This is a genomic window from Streptomyces sp. NPDC006208 (genome assembly GCF_040613775.1).
Lineage (GTDB): Bacteria > Actinomycetota > Actinomycetes > Streptomycetales > Streptomycetaceae > Streptomyces.
Genome location: NZ_JBEXSW010000030.1, coordinates 44,306 through 61,235 on the forward strand (window position 1 = coordinate 44,306; position 16,930 = coordinate 61,235).

The 16,930-nt window shown below is 69.0% G+C and carries 16 protein-coding genes and 1 pseudogene; 11 read left to right on the forward strand and 6 right to left on the reverse strand.

All coding sequences use genetic code 11. The features are described from left to right. The first annotated feature begins 176 nt into the window (after positions 1-176). The 7 genes from ABZ208_RS24025 to ABZ208_RS24055 all read left to right on the forward strand — a co-directional run bounded on the left by ABZ208_RS24025 (position 177) and on the right by ABZ208_RS24055 (position 5,336). On the forward strand, positions 177-629 hold the full coding sequence (locus ABZ208_RS24025; protein ID WP_356911518.1) for a hypothetical protein: 453 nt from the start codon (positions 177-179) through the stop codon (positions 627-629). A gap of 519 nt (positions 630-1,148) precedes the next feature. Then, positions 1,149-1,544 carry a WXG100 family type VII secretion target gene (locus tag ABZ208_RS24030; protein ID WP_356911519.1) on the forward strand — a complete coding sequence of 132 codons (396 nt, stop codon included), beginning with the start codon at positions 1,149-1,151 and terminating at the stop codon, positions 1,542-1,544. Positions 1,545-1,559: 15 nt separating this feature from the next. Then, entirely contained in the window at positions 1,560-1,865 is a 306-nt protein-coding gene (locus tag ABZ208_RS24035) for a WXG100 family type VII secretion target (RefSeq protein WP_356911520.1), read from the forward strand. Continuing rightward, positions 1,865-3,571, forward strand: coding sequence for an RNase A-like domain-containing protein (locus ABZ208_RS24040; RefSeq protein ID WP_356911521.1), 1,707 nt, complete (start codon positions 1,865-1,867; stop codon positions 3,569-3,571). Before ABZ208_RS24035 ends, ABZ208_RS24040 begins: the two co-directional genes overlap by 1 nt. 11 nt (positions 3,572-3,582) lie before the next feature. Further along, entirely contained in the window at positions 3,583-4,155 is a 573-nt protein-coding gene (locus tag ABZ208_RS24045; RefSeq protein ID WP_356911522.1) for a hypothetical protein, read from the forward strand. Positions 4,156-4,333: 178 nt separating this feature from the next. Beyond that, positions 4,334-4,633 (forward strand): RNase A-like domain-containing protein, encoded by a 300-nt coding sequence (locus tag ABZ208_RS24050; RefSeq protein ID WP_356911523.1) that lies wholly within the window; start codon positions 4,334-4,336, stop codon positions 4,631-4,633. Between the two features lie 10 nt (positions 4,634-4,643). Then, the gene (locus tag ABZ208_RS24055; RefSeq protein WP_356911524.1) at positions 4,644-5,336 is read left to right on the forward strand and encodes a contact-dependent growth inhibition system immunity protein; all 693 of its coding nucleotides are present in this window, start codon (positions 4,644-4,646) and stop codon (positions 5,334-5,336) included. A 138-nt stretch (positions 5,337-5,474) separates the two neighbouring features. On the opposite strand, the gene ABZ208_RS24060 is transcribed toward ABZ208_RS24055, so the two are convergent. Next, complete coding sequence (locus tag ABZ208_RS24060) at positions 5,475-6,473, reverse strand: hypothetical protein (RefSeq protein ID WP_356911525.1); 999 nt, start codon at positions 6,471-6,473, stop codon at positions 5,475-5,477. Positions 6,474-6,821: 348 nt separating this feature from the next. Between ABZ208_RS24060 and ABZ208_RS24065 the strand changes: the two genes are divergently transcribed. Continuing rightward, a complete protein-coding gene (locus ABZ208_RS24065; protein WP_356911526.1) occupies positions 6,822-7,367 on the forward strand; it encodes a hypothetical protein in 546 nt (181 codons plus the stop codon). 323 nt (positions 7,368-7,690) lie between these two features. Further along, positions 7,691-8,374: a CPBP family intramembrane glutamic endopeptidase gene (locus tag ABZ208_RS24070; protein WP_356911527.1), complete on the forward strand. Its 684-nt coding sequence runs from the start codon at positions 7,691-7,693 to the stop codon at positions 8,372-8,374. Between the two features lie 93 nt (positions 8,375-8,467). On the opposite strand, the pseudogene ABZ208_RS24075 reads toward ABZ208_RS24070, so the two are convergent. Beyond that, positions 8,468-8,599, reverse strand: a pseudogene (locus tag ABZ208_RS24075) (IS5/IS1182 family transposase); the annotation flags it as partial. A 246-nt stretch (positions 8,600-8,845) separates the two neighbouring features. Between ABZ208_RS24075 and ABZ208_RS24080 the strand changes: the two are divergent. Both ABZ208_RS24080 and ABZ208_RS24085 read left to right on the forward strand, forming a co-directional pair. Next, positions 8,846-12,415: a SpoIIE family protein phosphatase gene (locus tag ABZ208_RS24080; RefSeq protein WP_356911528.1), complete on the forward strand. Its 3,570-nt coding sequence runs from the start codon at positions 8,846-8,848 to the stop codon at positions 12,413-12,415. A 256-nt stretch (positions 12,416-12,671) separates the two neighbouring features. Next, positions 12,672-13,493, forward strand: a complete 822-nt coding sequence (locus tag ABZ208_RS24085; RefSeq protein WP_356911529.1) for a lipase family protein — start codon at positions 12,672-12,674, stop codon at positions 13,491-13,493. Between the two features lie 5 nt (positions 13,494-13,498). Here the strand turns inward: ABZ208_RS24085 and ABZ208_RS24090 are convergent, their stop codons facing one another. The 4 genes from ABZ208_RS24090 to ABZ208_RS24105 all read right to left on the reverse strand — a co-directional run bounded on the left by ABZ208_RS24090 (position 13,499) and on the right by ABZ208_RS24105 (position 16,912). Then, on the reverse strand, positions 13,499-14,044 hold the full coding sequence (locus ABZ208_RS24090) for a hypothetical protein (RefSeq protein ID WP_328393897.1): 546 nt from the start codon (positions 14,042-14,044) through the stop codon (positions 13,499-13,501). A gap of 264 nt (positions 14,045-14,308) precedes the next feature. Beyond that, positions 14,309-14,791 carry an NUDIX domain-containing protein gene (locus ABZ208_RS24095; RefSeq protein WP_356911530.1) on the reverse strand — a complete coding sequence of 161 codons (483 nt, stop codon included), beginning with the start codon at positions 14,789-14,791 and terminating at the stop codon, positions 14,309-14,311. A 41-nt stretch (positions 14,792-14,832) separates the two neighbouring features. Further along, entirely contained in the window at positions 14,833-15,639 is an 807-nt protein-coding gene (locus tag ABZ208_RS24100) for an N-formylglutamate amidohydrolase (RefSeq protein ID WP_356911531.1), read from the reverse strand. A gap of 370 nt (positions 15,640-16,009) precedes the next feature. Next, positions 16,010-16,912, reverse strand: a complete 903-nt coding sequence (locus ABZ208_RS24105; RefSeq protein ID WP_356911532.1) for a hypothetical protein — start codon at positions 16,910-16,912, stop codon at positions 16,010-16,012. Positions 16,913-16,930: the final 18 nt, after the last annotated feature.

A 16,930-nucleotide genomic window follows, 5' to 3' on the forward strand; every position in this document is an offset into this window, starting at 1 on the left:
TCCGACGATATGCGGTCCGTTGGCGATGTAAACGAACCTAGAGTGACGGCATGGCCACACGGCGGGCGGCAGCTCAGGGGACCGCTCATACCGGCAGATACTTGTGGCGCTCTAGCAGGTACCAGGCAGTGCTCGGTACGTTCATCAACCTCCGACCCGGCAAGGGCGCACCCCGGATGACACCCGAAGACGACGACCCGGTCACCTTCCTCTTCTACGCTCCGCAGAAGGCGCCACGAGCCTGGGCCTTGGACCTGTCGCGGCTGGGCCAAGCCATGCGCGAGGCATACACGGAAGTCCGCTACAAGATCCGTCAGGACGCCACACGGCATGGTGAGCCGTACCTCTCCTTCTGGGTGGCCACCGGCGACGGCGTCGAATGCGAAGGCACCGCCACGGCCCACGGGCGGGACTGCATCACACTCGTGGACGCCACCGCAGGCGACGCCGGACGCTTCCTCGCCTGGTTCCGGGACACATGCCTACCTTCCCCCGACCTCATTCGCTTCAGCAGCGGGTATGCGGTGGAGCGGGGTATCGATTCGGACTGGCGTCTGCCGGCCGAAGGAGATCAGGCCCGTGTCGCCGACGAGCTGCGGCATCACTTGACGGTCGTGGACGGGGCCTGATCCGGCCAAGCGCGACGGCAGGGCAGCAGCTCCGCCTGACCGCGGAGACATGCGCGAAGCGCGAGTCGCTGTGGCGTCGCCAGCCCTCCCGGGGGATCCCTCGAGCTGGGTACTCGGCACAACGGATACCCAGAGGAGCGGCTTACGCAATGGCGGCAGGTCCGCTCCCCGCGCCCGGCGGGAAGCACGCTGCCGCCAGCGGTTGGGATCTCGTCACGCCACGTCATCGGGCATGTGCACGTGGGGCGACCGCTTCGACCTTCTCAGCGCCGGGGGCACCCGGACGGGCGGCTGTCACGGTGCGGCGGCGAGCCCGCGGGTGGGAGGAGAGCGGGGTCGGCATACTCGGTGAGCTCCGAAGGCGGGTACGGACGCGCGGTGGCGGAGGTCAGAGACGCGCCACTTCTTCCCCTTCACCGTCTGACCGTCTGTAACGTGCCGATAGAGTTGGTCAAGACACCTGTTCAACACCGTTGTGTATCACCCGTGTTGATGTGCAAGAGACGAGGGGAGCAGTCCGTGGATGAATCCGACCTCCGGGCATCCAGTGACAAATTGACCGTCCTCGCCAATGACCTCGACGATATGCAGAATTACCTGAACAAACAGGTCAAGCGCATGGACGAGATTGTCGACGTGATCGAGGCCGGCTGGCGCGGTCCCGCGGCGAAGGTCTATCGGGCTCTCCACCGGGGGGTCGCGGAGGACGCCGTACGCCTCCGTGAGGTCATGAAGACGCTCGAACAGGCCGTGCGTCTGAGTCGGGACGGCTTCACTGAGCAGGAGTTGGACATCATGGACCGCTTCCGGCAGATCCAGAGCTCGGTCGATGTGGCAGCCGAGGCAAATGAACTCTCCACGTCGAACCCGGACGCCGCGGTGCCCGCTCCGCAGAGCCACATCGCCGGCTTGTGACATCAGGGGGGACACATGTCGTCGGACGACGACCACATAGCAGTCGACTTCGCGACGCTGCGGAGGCTCGCTGCCGATCTCGAGGACATCCTCAAGAAGCTCAACGAGAAACTGGACCTGCTCTATCCGCGAGTGGAGAAGGTCGTTCTCACCTGGGATGGTGAGGCGCGCCAGGCGTTTGTTGACGAGCTCGACAAATGGGATCTGTCCGCGCAGGATCTGGAAGCGGCCCAGGCCTGGCTGCACGAGATGGTGGTCAAGGGCCACGTCACCTACGCCTCCACGCACCAGGCCGTGTTGCGCGGCTGGGGGGCCGCTTGATGGCGGGAGCGCCGCCGTCCCCCGCGCAGAACGGGGGCTTCGACATCCAGCCCGTGCATGTCTACCACGCCTCAGACCTGGTCAAGGAGGGGCAGTACAAGCACTCCGAGCGGGGCTTCGCCCTGGTCGACGTACTGAACAAGTACAATCAGTCAGCCGGGACCGGCTGGGGCGCCGACAACTTCGCCGAGGCATACCAGCAGGTCGCCGCCAAGTTCTTGGAGGCCTGGGGCCGGGGCGTGGTCAGCGTCGGCGGCGCCGCCGTCGGACTCACGCTCACCGCCAACCACTACGTCTTGGCCGAATGGGAGGCCGGCGGCCGTAAGGGCCCGCAGCCGACGAGCCGCCCGGAGCCGGTCGTCATCAACAAGACGCCGCCCTACGGGCCGGTCAACCCCATCAAATGGACGGGCACTGGCGAGGACGTCGACTCGTGGTGGATCTCCGGCGTGCTCGGCGACTTCCCCGACTTCCTCGCGGACGTCATCCGGCCGGCCATCGAGCACGGCCTGCGCCTCGGCAAGGTCCACGAGATCACTCCGGGCATCAGGGACGACGAGGTCCGGGACATGGCCAAGGCGTGGCGGAAGATCGGCTCCGAGGCCGTGAAGTCCTCGGAGGAGTTCAACGACGCCATCGCCACGATCACCAACCCGAAGGACAGGGGCGAGTGGCAGGCGGCCATGCGGGCCTTCGGCCAGACCATCTGGGGCACCACGGCTTGGGGGCGGCAGCGCGGGGAGGACGGCCAGCGGAGCCAGACCGGCGGCCGCGAATGGCGAACCACCAAGGACCTCCCGCCGTCCGGTCGGCGGCCCATCATCGACGTGCTGAAGAAGACCGCGGACGCGGTCGCCGACATCCTGGAACACGTGTCCGACGTCGGGAAGAAGACCAGAGAGTTCACCACACAAGCGGCCATCAACGCCACGAAGGCCACGGCCAACGACCTGTTGCCGAGCTTCGATTGGAAGGAGATAACCAAGAGAGTGGTCGGCGGGGTCGTCGGCACAATCGTGCTCATCTTCCGGTCCCACATGGACAAGGAGGGCGTGGATGCGGTGGTCGAGGACTACCACCGTGAGTTCAATGAGGCGGCCGGCAAACTCCACGCCCTCCTCGCGGAGCTGGATCTGGCCATCCTCAGCGCTCCGACCTACCAGGCGGAGATCGCCCGGGCCCAGGGCTTCGGCGCGCGCTCGCTCAATGAGTTCAAGAAGCAGCACAGCTGGCAGCGCGGCGGCGAGAGCCCCTTCCCGTACATGTACTCGCTGGACCTCGCGACGAATGAGGGGCTCGGGGACGGGCACACCCTCGACAAGCACGTCGGCAAGACCGATGAACAGCTGATCCAGCGCCTCGAGGACGAGAAGACTGCAGGCGGCAAGGCAAAAGTTCTCGCCGCCTCGACCTTCGCCGACCTGGAGTCGGCGCAGAAGTACACCCAGTACTGCATCCGCCAGAAAACCTCGGAGATCCAGGACTGGCTGAAGAATCCGCCGCCGCAGCCGCCTTCGAAGGCTTTCACCGTGCCGTCTGTGCCGAACGAAGGCCCGCTCGCAGGACCGACCGTGACCGGACGTACCTCGCGCATCGTGAACGACCAGATCATGCCAGCCGAGGACTCCCACGGGGTGACCACGCGCCTCAGGTACGACGCCAGCCTCGACCCGCCCTTCGTCATCTACACCTCGGCGCCTGAATAATGGAGCGAGTGATGAACGATCTCAGCGCGGAGACCTGGTCGGACGCGCTCAGGCTGTACGAGCGCATCTGTACGTTCGTAGGCGTCGCTCCGCGCGAGCACGACGAGTGGTGGTTCGACGTCGCGGCGATCATGCGTCTCGAGACCCCGGACCCGCGGGGCTGGGAATCCATCGATCCTCACGAGGGGGAGGACGAGAGGCGGGACGATCCGCTGTTCCCCTGGCTGGGGCCCCCCTCGACACCCGAGGACGCCGAGGGCTTCCGAGCACGGGTGACGGAACTCCCGCGCTCCTCGGTGCGGTCGCTGATCGTCCTGCTCGGAGTTCTCGGCCTGGACGTGGCCAAGACTTGGAACTGGGACGAGCGCAGGCCGGACATGGAACGCCGCGCCGAAGTGATCATGTCGCGCTTCCCCGAAGATACCCGCTTCTATTCCAACATCGGCTGGAAGGGCGAACGTCCTGATTTCTACGAACAGCCCGTCACGGGTCTTGACCCGTTCAGCCACTACGGCTGGGACGCGGGTCTGATCGCCGTGAACGACGCTGAAGTCGCCTTGTTCTGGAACTTCCAGTCCATCTGACCCGCCCAGCTGAACCCAGAAAACAATGCCGAACCAGGGCCCTGACCGGGCCGCACACGGTGACCGGGCGGAGCTCGAAGGCAGCGGACGACTTCACCGCTGGCCCGGTTCAGGACGTCCGCGACGTGACCTCTGGACCTTCGAGTCCCTCTGACCCCAGCCGTATAAGGATTCCACCGTGCTCATCCGATCCGCCACCTATCCCGACCGGGAAACCGCCCAGTGGGCCGCCCAGGAGGTCGTCACCCGCAACGAGCAGGCCATCCACCGCTGGCTTGCCCAGGGCACCCGCCCTCGCCTCACCATCGAGGCCGCCTGGCCCTCGCGCCCTGAGCCGGTCGGCCGCGTCCTGCTCCAGGGCATGGCTCTCGCGGGACGCGGACCCGTGGATGTGCGGGCCGCCCGGGTGGTGCTCCGGCGTGAGTCGGCGAGTCCGCTCGGGTTCGTCGTGCACACCACGTTCCCGATCTACGTGTAGAGGCAGGCCCATGTCCATGAAGCCGCTGGAGTTCGACCGCCGTTACGGCGAACTCGACCAGGTGATCAGCGCATACGTCGGCCAGCCTGCCGACGACACCCCCGAACGCCCCGGCCAGGCCCTCACCGCCTATCTGCGCCAGACCTGGCACACCCGCCCGTGGGCCCTGTCGGTCGCGGAGCAGCAGCTCCGCACCTACGCCCAGAATCCCCCCGGCCGACTCCGTCTCCGCCTCGGCGAGTTCTACCCGGTGCCGGACATCGGCCTGCCCGAGGCCGAGATCCAGCAGTGGCTGGTCCTGCTCGCTGACCTCATCCGGCGCAGCATCGAGGAGGGCGAGGTCCCGCCCCCGGCGGCGCTGCCCGAGACGCACTGGGAGTGGCACGCCCGCTTCCCCGAGCTCGGCCAATTCCTCGGCGGCTGGTTCTCGCAGGACATGCCCGACGAATTCGCCGACCACGACGCCGCCGTACGCGACTACGGCAACACGGTTGACCGCACGCTCGTGGCCCGCCTCGTCGGCGAGCTGCACGAGCTGTTCGCTCTCGGTCTTGAGGAGCCCGATTACGCGCTCGCCGTATCCGAGTTGGGGATGGAGGTTGACCCGCCTACGTCCTACACGCCGGGTGCCTGGCTCGCGCTGGTGGCGGACCGCATCGGTGGGTTCCGGGCGGAGTACGGGCAACCAGATGCCGACGGCTGAGTGTGCGTTGGCTGATCTTGTTCTTTGACCTCAGTCCGAGTCGTACGGCGGAGACGGTTGGTTCCAGACGGCGTCAAACCGGCTGACGGTCATTCGGAGTTCGCTGATCGACTGCCGAAGGACCTCCGAAGCCGACCACTACCACACCAAGGCGGCCAGGTCCCAGGCGCGGATCACGCCGTCCACGCCCGCGCTCAGGGCGACTTCGCGGCCGCCGAGCATTGAGGTCCGCACTATCGTGACGCCGCCCCGATGGCCGGTCAGCGGGGCACCGACTCCCGCGCCCTCGGCCAGGTCCCAGATGCGTACGGTCGCGTCCGCACCCCCGGTTACCGCGAGGGGCCGGTTGCCGACCGTGGCGGTGTCCAGGGCGGAGACGCTGCCCTCGTGACCGACGATGGGATCGTAGATCGGCTCATCACCCTCATCCCCTGACAGTCCCCATACGTACACCTGTCCCGGATCCGCCGCCGCGACCACGATCGGACGATCGGCGAGCTGGGACACAGCGACCGCTTCGACACTGCCGTCATCCGGGTAAAAGGACGTCAGTTGCTCGTCCCGCGCCAGGTCCCACACACCCACGTCGCCACCGCCCGCCACGACCAGCGAGCGGCCGTTGACCCGTGCGGTGGCGACAGCGCAGATGCCGTGGATGTCGCTGTCCGGTAGCTCCGCCGGGGGCTCCCCTGCGGTCAGTCCCCACACCAGGACCCCGGCATCCGAACCCGTCACGAACCGCGGTGGTCCCTCCCCCTTCACGGTGGCCATGGACCCGACGTAAGGCTCGCCGTACCTTGCCCCCCGGAGCAGTTCGCCGCTCTCCAGATCCCAGAGGGCGGAGCCCTGTTCATGGCCACCAGCTGCCAGCAGCACCCGGCTGCCGGAAACGGCCGCGGCCAGCGAGTTCAGCTCGTTCTCGGCGTCGGGGTACTCGACGGCGAGCGGATCTTCAGCAAACGCGTATGCCAAGGGCCGCGGCTGCCACAGGTCCCGCTGAGGGTCCCAGGTCCACACGGCACCGTCGCGGTCGGCGCAGACCACCAGCGGACCGCCGCCCACCTCGACCACCGCAAGATCGGTGATCACGGACGAGGAAGGTATTTCGCTGCTCAGCAACACAGGCGCGTCAGACATGCGGCGAGCGTAATACCCAGCTCTGACACCGCAGTGGCATGAGGGTGATCATCGCTGGGTTACTCGCGACTGATGCAGAGGAAACCTCGGCTGCTTCTACGGACTCACCTTGCCACCACTGACATCTGACAAGGCGACAGGCACGGTCTCAGCTCCGTGGTCAGCCCCGGAGGGACTTCGAAAGCCGATCATTCAGTGAGGCCACGGGGGTCTGAGTACATCGTCTCGGAAGTCGAAGAGGGTTCCGCCGTGCGGCCGAGCACGCCGCTCAGTTGTCATCCTCCGGACCGTCCGGGTCAGGATTGCAGGGTGACGGAATGCGGTGAGCGGCGCGACAGGATGCGTCGTATGAGCATTCCCGTGATCACCGAAACCGCACATGGCACAACTCGACCGCCGCGATGGGCGGTCTGGGCGGCGCATCTCACCACGCTGGTTGTCCTGCCGAGCGGCCTATGGAGAATAGCTTTGGTCCTCGGATACCCGGCCGGCTACACCGACGAGGGCTTCTCGGACTTCGAGTCGCTTGGCGCCAAAGTCTGGATGCTGACGCTCAGTGTGGTCTGCGAACTCCTGGCCTTCCTGACGATCGGTCTGGTGCGGCCGTGGGGCGAGGTCGTGCCGCGCTGGATACCGCTGATCGGCGGGCGCGTCGTCCGTCCGATGGCCGCCGTCGTCCCGGCCGCACTCGGCGCGCTGGCACTGACCGTGCTGTGGGCCGACGTTGCCCGGTGGTGGACGTACCCGCACGATGACATGACTGACACCGGAGACCTCGCGGTCGGCATCCTGTACCAGCCGCTGCTCCTGTGGGGCCCTCTTCTCGCCGCCGTCACGGTCTCGTACTACCGCCGCCGTTCTTCCACGCGCAGTTGCGGCATCGATGCCAAGTGAGACCTGCCGTTGCGATGACCGACCAAGTTCGGTGACACAGGGGCGGGGTCTCATCGCCAGCGAGCACGAAGCCTCGACGGCCGGACCTGCATGCAACATTGGGCGAGATCGTCGTGGGGCGCGTCGGCGAGGACCCGTCGTAGGTCGTCAGCAGGCACGATCGCCGGCCCTCCCCGGAGTCGAGGGCACCGTCCAGCGCCGGCGCACGGTCTGGGCCCGTGGTCCACAACCCGGGCCGCGGCGGACACTACTTCCTTCGTATTCCGGCTGAGCGGCGCGTTGGGTGGGGCCGGGCGGGCGGGTTCGGACATCCTGCTGTGCCCATGGGGATGCTCCTCCTGGCCGTGGCCGTGCTCGCGGCCGCCAATGCGCTCGTCAACCACCTCGAGCCCGAGCTGTACGTGCCGGTCTGTATCACCGCGGCTGCCGCGCTCGTGCTGATCGCCCTGCTGTCCGGGCTCACTTTGGACGAGCTGGGGCTCGGCCGGGCTTCGGCACGGCGAGGTCTGCGGTGGGGGATCGTCCTGGCCGGGGCCGTTCTCGTGGTCTGTCTGGTGGCGCTGGCCGTGCCGTTCACCAGGGAGGCGTTCCAGGACGAGCGCGCCGCCGGTCTGTCGGCCGGGCAACTGGTGTTCCGTGCGCTGGTGAGGGTGCCGTTCGGGACGGTGCTGCTGGAGGAGATCGCGTTCCGCGGTGTCCTGTGGGCCATGATGCGGCGGCGATGGGGAACAGCATGGGCCACCACCGTCTCCTCGGCCCTCTTCGGACTGTGGCACAATCAGCCGTCCCGTGGCCTCACGAGCTCGAACGCCGCGGCCGGAGCGGTCTTCGGTACGGGCCCGACCGGAGTCGCACTGTCGGTGACCGCTGCGGTCGTCGGCACCGCGCTCGCGGGTGTGGTGTTCTGCGAGTTGAGACGCCGGTCGGGGAGCCTGATCCCACCGATGGCGCTGCACTGCGCCATCAACAGCGCGGGTTACGCGTGCGCGTGGGCGGCCCGATGGTGAGCGCGAGGCGGAGCCGGGTGCGGGCCCAGTCGACGAGTCGGCGTATCCGCCGTCGGCCCACACCAGGGTGACCCTGCGGTGGAGTTCGCGCGGCTGCTGCAGCAGCGGCATCGCGGCATCCCGGTCCTGGACGCTCGCGGCGGTGACCAGCACCACCAGCAGCAAGCCCAGGTAGTCCACGACCTGCCCTTTGCGGCCCGTCACCTTCTTCCCGCCGTCCCGGCCGACACCGTCGGCGCCGACGGTGCCGGCCGCCCACAGGGACTGCTGAGTCGACGATCGCCGCCGTCGGCGTGCGGCTGCAAGCGTAAACTTCTGAACAAATCACAATTTTGATTACTTTATCTTGCAATTCTGGCAGAACCGTCGGATCCGGCGTCCGATCTGCCCGGAAGGTCCGCAGCGAGTGTCCGTCGGCAGCCGTGGGAGGGCGCGGGCGGATCGCATAGGCGCCAGGAGGAAGATTTCTCGATGACCCGGCCCGATGACCCGCGCACCGCGGCGGCCCGGATGTTCGCCGAGGCCGGCGCGTTCGGCGAGCTTCTGGCGGGCATCGAGTGGGCGGCGACACCGCTCGGGCCCCCCGAGTCCTGGCCGGGGCCCCTGGTGGACACCCTGCGCCTCATGCTCACCTCTGAGCACGGGATGGCTCTGTACTGGGGCGCCGAATTCGCCACGCTGTACAACCTGGGCTCCACACCCATTGTCGGCGCCAAACACCCCTGGGCGCTCGGCAGGCCCTACAAGGATGTGTTCCCCGAGGTCTGGGTCCACCCCGTGAGCTCCCACTTCCACTATGTGACCGACACCCGCAAGCCACTGCTGATCCCCGATGAGCCGCTCATCATGGAGCGCCACGGCTTTCCGGAACAGTGCTACTTCGACTCCGCCTTCCAGCCCGTGCTGCTGGACGACGGCACCGCCGGCGGCGTGCTGCAGATCATCACCGAGACCACCGGCCGGGTACTCGGCGAGCGCCGGCTGCGCCTGCTGAGCGAGACCGGCGCCCGCACCGCCGGGCTGCCCACCCCGGGCGAGGTCGCCCGCGTCGTCGCGGAGGTGCTGGGCTCCTATCCCGAGGAGATCCCGTTCCTGGGCCTGTACCTGGCCTCCGAGCCGGGGATGCTGCGGCCGGCGGCCTCCGCCGGGCTCCGGCCGACGCCCGAGGCCTCGCTGAGTGCGGCCGACGGGTCGGAGGTCGCGGCCCGGCTGGCGCAGGTGGTCGCCGACGGTGCCCCTGCCACGCTGCCGGCCGCCGCGCTCACCGGCGGCAACACCGCCGGGCAGCACGCCGCTGCCCTCCGGCTCCCGGTCGAGCAGGCGCTGGCCCTGCCGCTGGAGTGTGCGGGCCAGGTGGAGGGTGTCCTGGTGGTGGGCGTCAACCCCTGCTTCCCGCCGGCCGGGGCCTACCGGGACTTCTTGGAGGTGCTCGCCGCCGCCGTGGCCGGGGCGCTGACGGCCGCGCTCGCCCACGACGAGCAGCGTCGGCGGGCGGAGGCGCTGGCCGAGCTGGACCGGGCCAAGACCACCTTCTTCGCCAACGTCAGCCACGAGTTCCGCACCCCGCTCACCCTGCTCCTGGGCCCGCTCCAGCAGGCCCTGGCCGACGAGGACCGGCCCGAGCGGCGCGAGCAGCTGGAGCTGGCCGAGCGCGGCGCCCTGCGCCTGCTGAAGCAGGTCAACACCCTCCTGGAAGTCGCCAGGGCCGAGGCCGGGCAGATGCGCCCGGCCCTCGAGCCGGTCGACCTCGCCGGTGCCACGGCCGAGCTGGCCGGGGTGTTCCGCTCCGCCTTCGAGGCGGCCGGGCTGACGCTGGAGGTGGACTGCCCGCCGCTGCCCAAGCCGGTCTCCCTGGACCGGGAGATGTGGGAGAAGATCATCCTCAACCTGCTCAGCAACGCCCTGAAGTTCACCTTCACCGGCGGCGCCCGGGTGCAGGTGGTCGCGGCCGACGACCGGGCCCGGCTGACCGTGACCGACACCGGCACCGGCATCCCCGCGGACGAGCTGCCGCGCCTGTTCGAGCGCTTCCACCGGGTCCGCGGCGCCCGCTCCCGCTCCCACGAGGGCAGCGGCCTCGGCCTGGTGCTGGTGAAGGACCTGGTGGAAGCGCACGGCGGCACCGTTGGCGTGGACAGCCGGCTCGGCCAGGGCACCAACGTCACCGTGGACCTCCCCCTCGCCGCCGCCCACCGGCCCCGCCCGGACCCGCCCGCGGCCGGCGTCGGATCCCCCGGGGAAACCCCCAGGGAAGGCGAAGGCGGCCGGCCCGGCCGCGCCGCGGCCTATGTGGACGAGGCGCTGGGCTGGCTGGCGGCCGACCCCGTCCCCGCCGCGGCCACCCCGGCCGCACGCACCCCGCCCGCCCCCGCGACCCACGACGCCCCCCACGGCCCCGGTCCGCACGAAACCGACCGCCCCCACCGGGCCCGTCTGCTGGTCGTCGACGACAACGCCGACATGCGCGCCTACCTCACCCAGCTCCTGCAGCCCGACTACGACGTGCTGCTCGCCGCCGACGGCCGGGCCGCCCTGGAGATGGCCCTGGCGCAGCCGGTGGAACTGGTGCTCAGCGACGTCATGATGCCCCGCATGGACGGCTTCGAGCTGGTCCGCGCGCTGCGCGCCGACCCGCGCACCGCCCGCCTGCCCATCGTCTTGCTCACCGCCCGCGCCGGCGAGGAGGAATCCGTGCAGGGCCGGCAGGCCGGCGCCGACGACTACCTGGCCAAACCCTTCTCCGCGCGCCAGCTGCTGGCACGCGTCCGCACCGGGTTGGAGCTGTCCCGGCTGCGCGAAGAGGTCCTGACCGAGACCCGCAACCAACTGGCCGTGCTGGCCTCCCTGGCCGACGCGGGCCTGCGGCTGTCCGCCACCCTCGACCCGGACCAGATACTGCAGACTGCCGGCCAGATCTTGCTGCCCGACTTCGCCGACCAGATCAGCATCCACCTCACCGCCGCGGCACCCGCCCCGGCGCAGTCGCCATCGGCATACATCGCCGGCACCCCCCTGCTTGCCCGCGAAGCCCTGGCCACCGCCGCCACCCACGCGATCAGCGGCACCGCTCCGGCCCCAGCCGGCCCGCACCCGGCGCCCGCCACCGTGCTGGCCCTGCCGCTGCACGCCCACGACCAGACACTGGGGGCCTTGGTACTGGTCCGGCGCACCGACTACTCCGCGGTCGAACACAAGTATCTGGAGAATCTCGCCCACCGCCTGGCCCTGGCCTACGACAACGCCACCCGGTACCACAACGAGCGCCGCCTCGCCCTGACCCTGCAGCGCGCCCTGCTGCCCCACCGCCTGCCCCAGGTGCCAGGGGTGCGCCTGGCCACCCACTACCGGGCCAGCAACCGCGGCGCCGAGGTGGGCGGCGACTGGTACGACGTGCTCGCACTGCCCGACGGTGCCGTGGGGCTGGCCATCGGCGACGTCATGGGCCACGACGTGGAAGCCGCCATCGTGATGGGCCAACTCCGCTCCGCGCTGCACAGCCTCGCGATGGAGGGCGCCGGCCCGGCCCAGGTGCTGGCCAGGCTGGACGCCTACCTGCAGTCGCTCGCCATCGAACGCTTCGCCACCTGCCTGTACGCGGTCTACAACCCACACCGCCACAGCCTGCGCTACGCCGCCAGCGGGCACCTGCCGCCCCTGCTGGTAGCCGCCGACACCGCCTACCTGGAGCTGCCCCCGGCGCTGCCGCTGGGACTGGGCAGTACCCCAGTCGACCGCGAGGTGGCGTTCCCGCCCGGCACCAGCCTGCTGCTGTACACCGACGGCCTGGTGGAAAACCGGGTGCTGTCCCTGGACAGCTGCCTGGAGGCCCTGTGCCAGAGCTGCGGCGCGCTGCCCGCCGCCGCCCGCACCGACCCCCAGCAGATCACCGAACGGGCCCTGGAGCTGCTGAACTCCCCCGACCGGGTCGACGACGACACCGCCCTGCTCGCCGCCACCGCCGAACCATCGTGTCGAACCGGCGACCCGCAGGCTGACGGAAGCGGCGTACAACCGACTGCCACTGCTCGTAGTCATGGCTGAGGAAGCTGCGGATTTGCTGATCCACTGCTGACGAACTGCCTTCATTGCTCATGGAGTCGCGGATCCTGGAGACGGTCAGGTGTACCGCGCTCCGATCGATGCAGACCGGTGCGGAGGATCGATACTTCCGGCCCGCGGCGCTGCCGTACGGGTGAAGACCACGCACGCCACCACCGTCCAGGTCGAGCCGACGCGGTACGACGGACGCCTGGTCGATGCGCGTTGGGCCATCGGCCGCGGTCCCGAAGGAGTAGTTGTGCCTGCACCGACGACGTTCGATCACAAGGTCCGGGAGTACAGCCTGCCGTTCGCGTACTGGATGGTGCGGGCCGCCGAGCTCGCCTACCAGGACGAGGCCCGGATCGAAGAGCGGGCGCGCGAGTGGGGGTTCGACCGGGTGCGTCATCACTGCACCCGCTTCACGCCGCCGTTCCCGCTCGAGGACACCCAGGCCTACACGATGGCCGGACGCGACATGATCGTCACCGGTTTCCGCGGTACGGAGCCGGTGCAGATCAAGGACTGGCTCTCCGACGCCACCACCCCGCCGTGGCCGGGTCCTGGCAGGACCGGGTACGTCCACTACGGCTTCGCCCAGGCGCTGGAGTCCGTCTTTCCCGGCGTGGAGAAGACGATCGCGGAGTTCCGTGACAACGGACAGAGTGTCTTCTTCACCGGGCACAGCCTCGGCGGTGCTCTCGCGATGCTCGCAGGCGCGCACCTGTTCATGGAGGACCCGCGGCTGCGGGCCGACGGCATCTACACCTTCGGGCAGCCCCGCACCTGCGACCGACTGCTCGCCGCGGCTCACAACAAGGCCTTCACGAAGCGGATGCACCGCTTCGTGAACAACAACGACATCGTGCCGCACCTCCCGACGGAGCCCGCCTTCCACCACGTCGACACCCTGCGCTACATCGACTCCGACGGGAGGCTGCGCGAGTCGATGCCACTCATCGGCGGGCCGGCGGACCGGGCCAAGGGGCTGACCGGTGACGTGCTCGCTCCTGCGGGCGACGGCATCAGGGACCACTTCATCCACGAGTACGTTGCCGCCTTGGAGAAGAACCAGTCCTGACGAGCTCATGCGGAGAGCTCGGCCCGCCATGGTCGCGGCCACTCTCCCGAGGGCGGAGGTCCCCCGGCGATACCAAGATCACGCCGTGCGTTCTCGTAGAAGGCATCGCGCGCCGCGCTGGCCAATTGATGCGCTCTGGTCCACGCTTCAGCGTCGATGTGGCCCTCACGCACGAGCAGTTCGATGGTCCAGACGGTTTCGTGCCATCTCCGCGCCGCCGTGATCGTGGCTGCGTCCCCGACCAACAGCACGGATTCCCACTCAGCCGCGCGGCAGGACTCCGCATCGGCAAGCAAAGGGAGGCCTTCGGCCGGCTCGAGCGGATCGGCAACATCCGAGAACCCCAGGGCCGCGCCGATGCGCTGGGCAGTGCGAAGTTGCGACTTCAGGACATTGGCGTAACGACCGTAGGTCTCGAAGCGCTTCTCGTCCCACCTCTCTTCGCGCTGCCGCCGCCACTTCCGGCGCTCGGTCAGGCTCTGAGCCGCATATGAACCCAGCGAACCGACTGCAACCCCGATCAGCGCCGGTAATTGCTCCAGAAGTGACATCGAGTCCCCCTCGTTCCCTTGACCACGCGCACACCTTTCCCCAACATCTCCTGGGAACCAGTACCCGTGAATCTGAGGCAACAGCCCACCCGGCGCGCTCTGTCCGCACTGTGTGCGGACAGAGCGCGCGGCGTCGCTGCCGGCGGAAGAGAGTTCATCTCGTGGTTCGCGGATCAATGGCTCAGGCGACACCGGCACCCGGACGACGGTTGCACGGCCGCTGAACTCTCCACAGATGCTCAGGGCGGTGAGCCGGTCGCTGGATCAGCCGGTCGTGCGGTAGGCGTGGAACGCCTCCGCCGGTAGGTCGAGTTCCGGGCGCCAACTGTCGAGGACCGCGGCTGACGGCGCGAACAGCGGTGCAGGGATGGCGCTGAGGGGGAACCACTGCCAGCGCACGATCTTGTCCGGCTCACGCACGACCGGTCCGCCCGACGCAGAGGCGACCAGCGCCGCGCCTGTGACCCGCGTGACGCCCCGTTCGCCGTCCACGAGCAGGGCGCCCATGCTGATGCTGTTGATGTCCGCCTGGATCCCTGTCTCCTCGCCGAGTTCCCGAGCGGCGGCCTGCTCGAAGGTCTCACCGGGGTCGACCTTGCCGCCCGGGAGCTCCCAGCTGCCGTTGTGGCCGAGACCGAGGAGAACATCCCCCACCTCGTCGAGGACGATGACGCCCACGCCCACGAGCCCGTTGGGTGTGGGGAACGCCCGTTCCGGGCGTTCGGCCGGTGCAGGGCCGCCGGTCATCGTGCACCTCCGTCGTTGTCGTGATGGCAGGTGCAATGCTTTCAGATCCCGGCGGGAGGCACGGCGTCGACCAGCTCGGCCAGCGCACTGCCGAGTGCGTCCAGTCCCGGACCGGCGGGGCCCCCTGGCTCCTGCATGTAGACGTCCCGCCGGATCTCCACCATCAGGGCGCTGACCCGCTGGTCCTCGGCGTAGTACCGCAGCGGCACATAGGTACCGGCGAACGGGCTGTTGATCCCGGTGCCGCCGAAGCCCGCGAATGCCTTCTCGGCATGAGCGAGCAGCTGGCCGGGGGTGTGGAAGTCGTCGGTGCCCAGGCAGATCGGCGGACGCGGTTCGTCACCGTGGAGCTCGTACGGCAGCGGCTCGGTGGGGTAGGAGTGGACGTCGATGATCACGGCACGCCCGACCGCCTCGATCCGGTCCTCCACCGCTGCGGTCATCGCTTCCGCGTACGGGTGGAAGTAGTCCTCGATGAGCGGCTCACCGTCGAAGTCGTCCGGGCGCAGTGACTCCTGGTGTGTGGTCCGCGTGTAGACAGCGCCCATGCCGACGGACAGCATTTCCTCGCGTTCGTCGGGGAAGCGCTCGGGGTCGACCACGAGGCGGGAGAGCTGGTTGACGAAACGCCAGGGGGTGCGGGCGGAGGTGATGGCGGCCGTGTGGGCGATCTCCGCGGTGTGGGCGTCGACGATGTGGTCGAGCTCCGACTCGAGTGCGGGGCCGTCCAGCACGATCCCGTCGCGGACGTGGGCCGGTATGGCTCGCGAAGAGTGCGGGACGTGCAGGATCACGGGGGAGTCGGAGGCACCGGGCAGAAGTCGGAAGGAGGGTGACGCGTCGTTCATGTGGGCTCCTTGCTGATGTGGGTCGTACTCGAAGAGGCAGGCGCGCCTCCCCGTCGAATGAGACGCCGGACGCCAGGCCACATCATGCGGCAAGCGGCCCCACTCCGTGGGGCCGTACATCTCCTTGTCGTGTGACGTGCCGTGTGGTGACCGCAGTTGCGTGTCGTGCTCGGCGAACGCAACAGCCAGGACCGGGCCGTCCACCGAGATGAGACGTGAGAAGGGGCCGGTGCGAAGGTCCGCCACAGGCGCGGTGAGCCGTCCGCGCAACACCTGCCGGCCGGCAGATCACAGCCGGATGACGGCAGTCGGGGTGACCGAGTCATGTCCGATGTTCGAAGAGCGGGCCGTGGACCGCGGTGCGGTGCCGTCACCGGTGCGGTCTGCGGTGGGCGCGTGTCAGTGGTGACCGCTCCCAGAGCAGGCGCACGCCGGTTGCGCGGGCGATGGCGGCCAGGTGTGGGCCCGTGTTGCCGATGTACCAGATCGGCCGGTCCGCGTGCGGCCATGCGTAGGCCGGGACACCGTCGTCCAGGAGGTCCGTCAGCCGCGGCTGGTCCAGCGACGCGGCCGAGAACTCGTAGAGCGCGGGCAGCCGTGGGGCGATCACGCCGTAGTCGAGCATGCGGGCGAGGCCGTGTTCGTCGAGGATGGTTTCCTCGATGGGCGTGGATACCGGGTATTCGGTCGGGAAGGACCGGCCGAGGTCGAGGTACATCTTGACGGTCCGGTGGCGCGGGTCGGCCATCACAGGACCGAGGGCGGCCAGTCGGCCGAGCGCGAGTCGTGGCCGCACGAGCATCGCGTGAGTGAACAGGATGCGGAGCAGTGCGACGTTCATCATGAATCGCTCCACCTGCGACTCGGCGGCGGCCAGACTCTCGTGCTGGAGGTAGCCTGCGACGATGCTGGCGTTGTGCGCGCGGTACCAGCGGCCGGGTTCGGGTGTGCGGATGAAGTCGAGCCAGAATTCGACGCTGCGGGCGCCGGCGGTGCCTGTGGCCCCGACGGACAGCAGATGGGCCTCGGTCTTGTCCCGCAGCAGCCGTTCGTTGACGGCGCGCCACCAAGGACTGCCCGGCGGGTCGGAGGTTTCCGGTGCGAGCACGCCACGGGCGAGTGACCAGCGCATGAAACTCAGCTCTGCATGGCCGTACTGGTGGCGGGGTCCCATGGCGAGCCGGTAGAACTCCTGCGCCAGCGCGTAGCGTCCGGCCGCCTCGTCCCGCACGCGCGCGACCCGTTGTTCCGCCCGTGAGGCTGCGTCAGCCACGGCTGCTCGATCGGATCG